This window comes from Burkholderia sp. Se-20373 (assembly GCF_017104705.1).
Classification (GTDB): Bacteria; Pseudomonadota; Gammaproteobacteria; order Burkholderiales; family Burkholderiaceae; genus Burkholderia.
Map to the genome: position 1 here is coordinate 1 of NZ_JAAGPH010000237.1, position 7,214 is coordinate 7,214.

Below are 7,214 nucleotides of genomic sequence, written 5' to 3' on the forward strand. Positions count from 1 at the left end.
AGGACCAAACACATGCAGATACTCCCTGTCCACCACCCACGGCCTTCCGATCTCGCACGGGCCCTCGCGCTCGCGCTCGCGAGCACTCCCTTCGTACCATGCGGCGACGCCGCACGCATTTTTGCCGCCCGGGATACCATGCGACGGTCCGGCGGATGCGCGGCGCGCATCCGGCCGTCAGCTCAACTTCAATGGCGAGGCGTGCAATGGAATACGTGAAATTCGGATCGACAGGGCTGGACGTGTCGAAGCTGGTGCTGGGTTGCATGACGTTCGGCGAACCGTTACGCGGCTCGCATCCGTGGACGCTGCCGGAAGCGGAGAGCCGTCCGATCATCCAGCGGGCGGTCGAAGCCGGCATCAACTTCTTCGATACCGCGAACATGTATTCCGACGGCACGTCGGAGGAGATCGTCGGCCGCGCGCTGCGCGATTTCGCGAAACGCGACGACATCGTGATCGCGACCAAGGTGTTCTACCGGATGCGGCCCGGGCCGAACGGCGCCGGCCTGTCGCGCAAGGCGATCATGACCGACATCGACCAGAGCCTGAAGCGGCTCGGCACCGACTATGTCGATCTCTACCAGATTCACCGCTGGGACAACGGCACGCCGCTCGAGGAGACGCTCGAGGCGCTGCACGACGTCGTGAAGGCCGGCAAGGCGCGCTATATCGGCGCGTCGTCGATGTTCGCGTGGCAGTTCGCGAAGGCGCTGCACACGTCGAAGCAGCACGGCTGGACCCGCTTCGTCAGCATGCAGAACCACCTGAACCTGCTGTATCGGGAAGAGGAGCGGGAAATGCTGCCGCTGTGCGAAGACGAAGGGATCGCGGTGATTCCGTGGAGCCCGCTCGCGCGCGGCCGCCTGACGCGCAACTGGGACGAGTCGACCGAGCGGCAGCAGAGCGACGCGGTCGCCCAGCGGCTTTACGATGCGACGGCGGAGGCGGACAAGGCGGTCGTCGATGCCGTGGCGACGATCGCGGCGGCACGCAACGTGCCGCGTGCGCAGGTCGCACTCGCGTGGGTCGCGCAGAAGCGCGGGGTCACCGCGCCGATCGTCGGCATTTCGAAGCCGCAGCAACTGGACGACGCACTGGCCGCGCTCGAACTGAAACTGACCGACGACGAGATCGCGACGCTCGAACGCCCGTACGTGCCGCACGCGGTGGCCGGGATCAGTTGAGCGGCGGCGCCGCGCGGCCGTCAGCGCGCGGCGTCGAGCATCGGATAGGTGAACAGGCCGAAGTGCACGACGTTCAGCCCCGCATGCGCGAGCGCGGACGCGAGCAGCCCGCCGCGCCGCCACGCGAGGCCGTAGCCGATGCCCGCCACCGTGCCGAGCACGATCCATTGCCAGCCGCCGGCCGCATGCGCGGCGCCGAACAGCACTGCGCCGACCACAAGCGCGGCCCACGGCCCCCAGGCGAACGCGCGTAGCGCGCGCGTCAGTCCACCCTGCACGTAGCCGCGGAACAGCGCTTCCTCGGCGAGCGTCACGATCAGCAGGTTGTTCACGAGCCACAGCCAGCCCGACGGCGGCCATTTGGGCGCCCAGCCGACCATCCCGATCGCGAGCGCGCCGGCCAGGCACGCGGCCGCCGTTGCAACGGCCGCCACCGCGCCGGTGCGCAGCGCGCGCGACAGCGGGATGACGGGGGCGACCCACGGCAGCACCCATACCAGCCACAAGCCGACGAGCGGCTTGTCGAGATTCAGGTACATCGTGAACGGCGCGGCATCCGGCGTGAAGCGCGTCGGGCCGATCACGCGCGGATTGTGGAAGCCGGGAATCAGGTGCAGGCTGAGCGCGATCGCGACGGCGGCAAAGACGACGTGCGCGGCGATGCGCACCGCGCGCGGGCGCTCGGGCATCACACCCCACGCGGCCGCGGCCAGCAACGCGAGCGGGGCCAGCGCGAGCGGCCCGAGCTTGCCGAACGCCAGCGCACACGCATAGCCGAGCGCGGCGAGGCCGACGCTCAGGCCGTGTTGCGGGCGATGCCACGCGAATGCGGCGGCCGCGAACAGCGCGAGCCAGATCGTGGCGGACGGAAGGAGCGAAAGGGACATGACAGGAACGGCATTCGTCGGACGAGACGCCGCGCATCATACAGCAGCCGGCTTGCGATGCCGGTGGAGAGCGGTCAGCGGCCGGCGGTTTCGGTGGCGCGGTCGCGGCCCGGGACGTGAACGCTGTTGCGCTCGCGCATCCGCCGCCGGTACCAGAACGTCCACAGCAGCAGACAGCCGAACACGGTGTAGCCCATGACCGGCGACACGACCAGCACGCGTTCGACCGGCCAGGTCACGACCATCCAGAGACGCAGCAGCATTTCCAGCGTCATGAACGCGCCCCACACGAAGGTCATCCGCCGGAGCATCTGCCGCAGCCCGGGCTGCGCTTCCCAGACGGTTTCGAAATGCGCGGCGCCGCCATCCATCTCGCGGGCCACCGTGGCGCGGGCCAGGTAGAAGATCAGCGGGCGTTCGCGGAACAACGACAGCAGGAACACGACGCCGATCGTGCCCGACGCGAGCGATTCGCGCATCAGCAGCGTGCGCGCGCTGCCGCCGAGCGCCATCCCGAGGATCGACAGCGCGATGCCCAGCAGCACGATGGCCGCCACCGCATCGACGCGGCGCGAGCGGATGAATTCGACGATCGACCAGATGATCGGCGGGACCGCCGACGCGTACAGCGCGCCGGTTTCGCCGAAAGACGGCTGCGCGGCCCGGTAGGCAACCCAGGGCAGCACGAGGTTGACGAAGAGTTCGAGGATCAGTCCGGCTCGCGGTTTCACGGTGGGCAATTCCACGCAGGTTGGGGCGAACCTGCGAAGGGCGTGGTGGCCCGCGGTTGCCCCGAAAAGGGTTCGATTGAGTATATCGAAGAATCGGGCGGTGCTGCGGTGCCGTGTCGGCCGCTTGCCGCCGGCGGCGCCGGTGCCATCGTCATGGAAGCGCCGCGGCCGGCAGCGTGATCGTGACCGTGGTGCCCTGCAGCATGACGCTGTGCACGTGGATCGTGCCTTGGTGCCGCTCGACGACGGTCTTGACGAACGCCATGCCGAGCCCGACGCCGCTGGTTTCCGGCTGGCCGGCGGTGCGGAAGCGCCGGTAACGCTCGAACAGCCGTGTCTGGTCCGCGCTGCTGATCCCGCACCCGCTGTCGCGGATCGTGCAGCGCACGGTCTTGCCGTCGGCGCCCGGCTCGACCCTGCATTCGACGCTCGTCAGCGACGCGCTGTACTTGATGGCGTTGTCCAGCAGGTTGATCAGCGCGCGCGACAGCAGCGCCGGGTCGCCTTGCACGATCGTGTCGTCGCGCCGCGGCACGTCGTCGATCGCCATGGATTTCCGGTGCGCGAGCGGCCATACGGCGTCGCGTGCCTCGTTCATCAGGTCGGCGAGGTTGACCGGCACGCGTTCGTAGTCGCTGGCCTCCGCACGCGAGAGCTGCGCGAAGCCGTCGGCCAGCGCCAGCGTGTGCCGCGCCAGCTTGCCGATTCTCGCGAACTGCTGCTTCATCTGCACGTCGCCCGCCCGTCGCGCCTGCGTGTCGATCAGGATGATCAGCGAGGTCAGCGGGGCGCGCATGTCGTGCGAGAACAATGTCAGCATGTCGTTGCGCTGGCGCTCGAGCATGTCGCGGCGGACGGTCGCGTGGCGCAAGGTTTCCAGCGCGTGGTGGATCTGCGTGATCTCGGGGCCGATGCCGCGCGGCATCGCGACGTGCGACGTATCGCCATCGCTGAGCGCGACGATCCGGCGGCCGAGCGCATCGAGCGGCTTCGACAGCAGTCGCTGCACGCCGCGCGCGAGCGAGGCCAGGATCGCGACGCACAGTGTCGCGGCGAATGCCGACAACGCGACCTTGATCCGGGCGGTGTTCCGGCCGCCGATCGCGCGACGCCGGGCCAGGTCGATCACGTGGTCGCGCAGCCGCTCGCTCGGCCGGAAATGCGGCACGATCGCACGGGAAAAGTCGGCCGCACTCATCGCATAGACGCCGTTCTTGCCGCCGGCGACGGCCGCGTCGACGAGCGGCAGGATGTGCGCGTCGAAGGCGCCGTTGAGCTGCGCGTATTCGCGCGCCACGTCAGGGTCGTCGAGCTTCGCGCCGATCGAGCCGTCGATCAGCGTGCGCAATTGCTCGATGCGGCCGCGCATCCGCATGATGTCCGCGAACTGCGTGCGGTCGAGCGCCTGCCGCGCGAACATCGGCGCGATCAGCAGCGAGCCCGTGCGCCCCGCGTATTCGCGGAGATCGCCGAGGAGCCGCGCGAGCAGGATCGCACCCGATGTGCGCGGGTCGCCCATCGCGGTGTCGGTCATGGCGCCGTCGATCAGCAGCGACAGCGTGTCGACGATCCGGAACAGGCGCGCCTGCGCGTGCTGGATATCGTGAACGCTGCGTGTCGCGCGCGGCCGCATGCCGAGTGCGTCGACTTCCGTACGCGCATCGGCGAGCGTGATCCGGACCGAGTCGAGGGCGTGCAGCAGGTTGCCGCGTTCGCGATCGTCGAGCACGGCCGCCTGCGCGATGCCGCCGCGAAAACGTTCGAGCGCCTGGTCGGAACGCACGCGCGCGGCGAGCAGGTGGCGGACCTCGGCGGCGCCGTCGTCCTGCGGGCGCACCAGCAGGTCGTTCGTCGGGCCGCGTTCGGCCGAGATCACGTTGGCAGCGCTCATCGCGCCGCGGACGAATTCGAAGCGCTGCAGGTCGGCGTTCTCCTGCCGGTATTGCCGGACACTCCCCCAGATGATCGTGCCGCACAGCAAGGCCAGCAGCGTGGTGACGAGCGCGAAGCCGACATGGGTCTTCTGCTGGATCGTCAGCGATCGAATGTTATATGCGCGTTCCCGGCTAAACGAGAATGAACGATTCATGACACACCATGTTTGCAAGCTATCCCGGGTGGGCCCGTATTCTCGGCCTGTCGGCGCCGTGACACCGTAAGGTTTTGTGGGGGCGGGGGCCGCCTTCAAGGGGGCGGCAACGATCCTGGCAGGGGGGGCGGATCGTGCCTTGCCTTGCACAGGATCACCTTGCGTCAGTGTCCTGTCGACAGCGGACGCATCGCGCTTGATCCGGAGAAACCCTGATCGCGTATTCGGCCGGTGGTGCGTTACGACGGATGGTTTGGATTGCGAATGTTTTTTGATCGTCGTGTTAGAACGATGCGCGGCACGAAGTTCGCGACGGACGACGGCGGCAAGGAGGGGGCGCTGGAAGGGAACGGCAGGCAGGCGCGGCGCCCGCGCACGGACGACGCGCCAAGGTGACACTTGCAGTACGCGTGCCGCGGCGCGATTCGCTGCCGCGGCCGCGCGCGCGGTCAGGCGAGGGCGGGCTGAACGATGATCTTCACGTTCCGGTCCTTGTGGTTGACCAGTTCCTCGAAGCCGTGCGAGACGATGTCGCCGAGCGCGATGCGCCCGGTGATGAGCGGCTGCACGTCGATGCGGCCGTCCGCGATGAAGCGGATCACGTCCGCGAATTCGCCGTTGTACGCGAGCGAGCCGATCACTTCCTTCTCGGTCGACACGATGTCGAAGAAGTTGAACGGCGCCGGCTCCTCGAAGATGCCGACCATCACCGACTTGCCGGCCTTGCGGATCACGTCGATCGCGAGCTTCGCGGTCGTGGTGTGGCCGATGCACTCGAACGACACGTCGGCGCCGTAGCCGCCGGTCAGCATCTTGACTTCCGCGATCGCGTCGGACGTCTTCGGATCGATGACCACGCTCGCGCCGACCTCCAGCGCCTTCTGCTTGCGTGCGGCCGACATTTCCAGCGCGATCACGCGCCCGGCGCCCGCTGCCTTCGCGCACATGATCGTGCACAGGCCGATCGTGCCCGCGCCGACCACGACGACGGTCTGCCCGACGATGTTGCCGGCCTTCTTCACCGCATGCAGCCCGACCGCGAGCGGTTCGATCAGCGCGCCGGCCTCGGTCGGGAAGTCGTCGGGCAGCTTGTACAGCAACTCGGCCGGCACGTTCACGTATTCGGCGAACGCGCCGTTGTTCATCAGCCCGGTGAACGCGAGGTTTTCGCAGATGTTGTACAGCCCATGCTTGCAATACCAGCAGGTGCCGCAGTGCTGGCAGGCGTCGGCCGTCACGCGATCGCCGACCGCGTAGCCCGTCACGCCCGCGCCGAGTTCGGCGATCTCGCCGCTGAACTCGTGGCCGAGGATGCACTGGCCCTTCAGGCCCGTCAGCGGATGCGGCGCGTCGACCGGGATGAAGACGGGGCCCGCGACGTATTCGTGCAGGTCGGAGCCGCAGATCCCGCACCAGTGCACGCGAATCGTCACCCAGCCTGCCGGCGGGCGCTCGGGAACGGGAACCTGTTCGACGCGGATGTCGTGGCGGCCGTGCCAGACGGCGGCTTTCATGCTGGGAGCTGGGGTCGTTGCCGGTGTACTCACGTTGCTGTCTCCATCAGGTTGTCGTCGGGCGCGAGGCGGGGTTGCCGGTGCGCCCGTCGCGCGAGTGCGCGAACGACCGGTATGCAGGAACGGGGCCAGCTCGAGTGGGGGCGCCGACGGCGATCGGACGGGACGGGCGCGATGCGATGCACCATTTGCCGTCGCTTTGACAGGAAACGATTTGACGGAGGAGGGTGGTGAGATTTACTGCGGAAGCAAAAGCTCAGACCGGGTGAGACGCTGGGACGTTCGTCTCAGCGCAATGAGACGAATCGCGAGACGCGCGCTGCCACGCCGATCCATTGCCGCGATCGGCGGAACGGATCGTTGCGCACATTACCCCTTTACTTGAAGTTAACTTCAATTTGTATCATGTGCGCCAGTCCGATCCCGGACGCGTGATGCATCCCGTTGCACGCGGCCGTTTCAACGGAGGGGGAGATGACCGAATCGCCTGTCGCGGCCGATGCCGCCACGCTGCCGTCGCGCAGCTACGGGGCCGCCGTCGCGAACGTCGTGCTGGCGAGCATCGTGTCGGCGCTGCACGTCGGCAAGGCCACGATCGCGTTGCCGTCGCTCCAGCACGAATTCGGCGGCTCGCTCGCGTCGCTGAGCGGGATCATGTCGGTGTTTCCGTTCGTCGGCGTGTTCGGCGCGCTGCTGTTCTACCAGGCGGCCGATCTTGCGCTGGCGGCCCGCACGGCGCTGTCGCGTGCCGCGTATGCGGGCGTTGCCGCGTGGTCGCTCGTCAACGTGTTCGTGATGCTGCAGGG

Annotated in this window: 5 protein-coding genes and 1 pseudogene; 2 read left to right on the top strand and 4 right to left on the bottom strand. The window is 68.2% G+C overall.

What is annotated here, in order from left to right:
• The first annotated feature begins 206 nt into the window (after window positions 1-206).
• Window positions 207-1,187, top strand: a complete 981-nt coding sequence (locus G3N96_RS36740) for an aldo/keto reductase (RefSeq protein ID WP_206140275.1) — start codon at window positions 207-209, stop codon at window positions 1,185-1,187.
• A gap of 20 nt (window positions 1,188-1,207) precedes the next feature.
• On the opposite strand, the gene G3N96_RS36745 is transcribed toward G3N96_RS36740, so the two are convergent.
• The 4 genes from G3N96_RS36745 to G3N96_RS36760 all read right to left on the bottom strand — a co-directional run bounded on the left by G3N96_RS36745 (window position 1,208) and on the right by G3N96_RS36760 (window position 6,408).
• Window positions 1,208-2,074 carry a CPBP family intramembrane glutamic endopeptidase gene (locus G3N96_RS36745; RefSeq protein WP_124577227.1) on the bottom strand — a complete coding sequence of 289 codons (867 nt, stop codon included), beginning with the start codon at window positions 2,072-2,074 and terminating at the stop codon, window positions 1,208-1,210.
• 74 nt (window positions 2,075-2,148) lie between these two features.
• On the bottom strand, window positions 2,149-2,805 hold the full coding sequence (locus G3N96_RS36750; RefSeq protein ID WP_124577225.1) for a VC0807 family protein: 657 nt from the start codon (window positions 2,803-2,805) through the stop codon (window positions 2,149-2,151).
• 151 nt (window positions 2,806-2,956) lie between these two features.
• Window positions 2,957-4,894: a HAMP domain-containing sensor histidine kinase gene (locus G3N96_RS36755; protein WP_206140276.1), complete on the bottom strand. Its 1,938-nt coding sequence runs from the start codon at window positions 4,892-4,894 to the stop codon at window positions 2,957-2,959.
• A gap of 449 nt (window positions 4,895-5,343) precedes the next feature.
• The gene (locus tag G3N96_RS36760) at window positions 5,344-6,408 is read right to left on the bottom strand and encodes a 2,3-butanediol dehydrogenase (protein WP_206140277.1); all 1,065 of its coding nucleotides are present in this window, start codon (window positions 6,406-6,408) and stop codon (window positions 5,344-5,346) included.
• A gap of 474 nt (window positions 6,409-6,882) precedes the next feature.
• Between G3N96_RS36760 and G3N96_RS36765 the strand changes: the two are divergent.
• Window positions 6,883-7,214: pseudogene (locus G3N96_RS36765) on the top strand (hypothetical protein); the annotation flags it as partial.

Coding starts and splice junctions, on each gene's coding strand:
- G3N96_RS36760 (WP_206140277.1), bottom strand. CDS start 6,408: ATGAAAGCCGCCGTCTGGCACGGCCGCCACGACATCCGCGTCGAACAG.
- G3N96_RS36745 (WP_124577227.1), bottom strand. CDS start 2,074: ATGTCCCTTTCGCTCCTTCCGTCCGCCACGATCTGGCTCGCGCTGTTC.
- G3N96_RS36755 (WP_206140276.1), bottom strand. CDS start 4,894: ATGAATCGTTCATTCTCGTTTAGCCGGGAACGCGCATATAACATTCGA.
- G3N96_RS36740 (WP_206140275.1), top strand. CDS start 207: ATGGAATACGTGAAATTCGGATCGACAGGGCTGGACGTGTCGAAGCTG.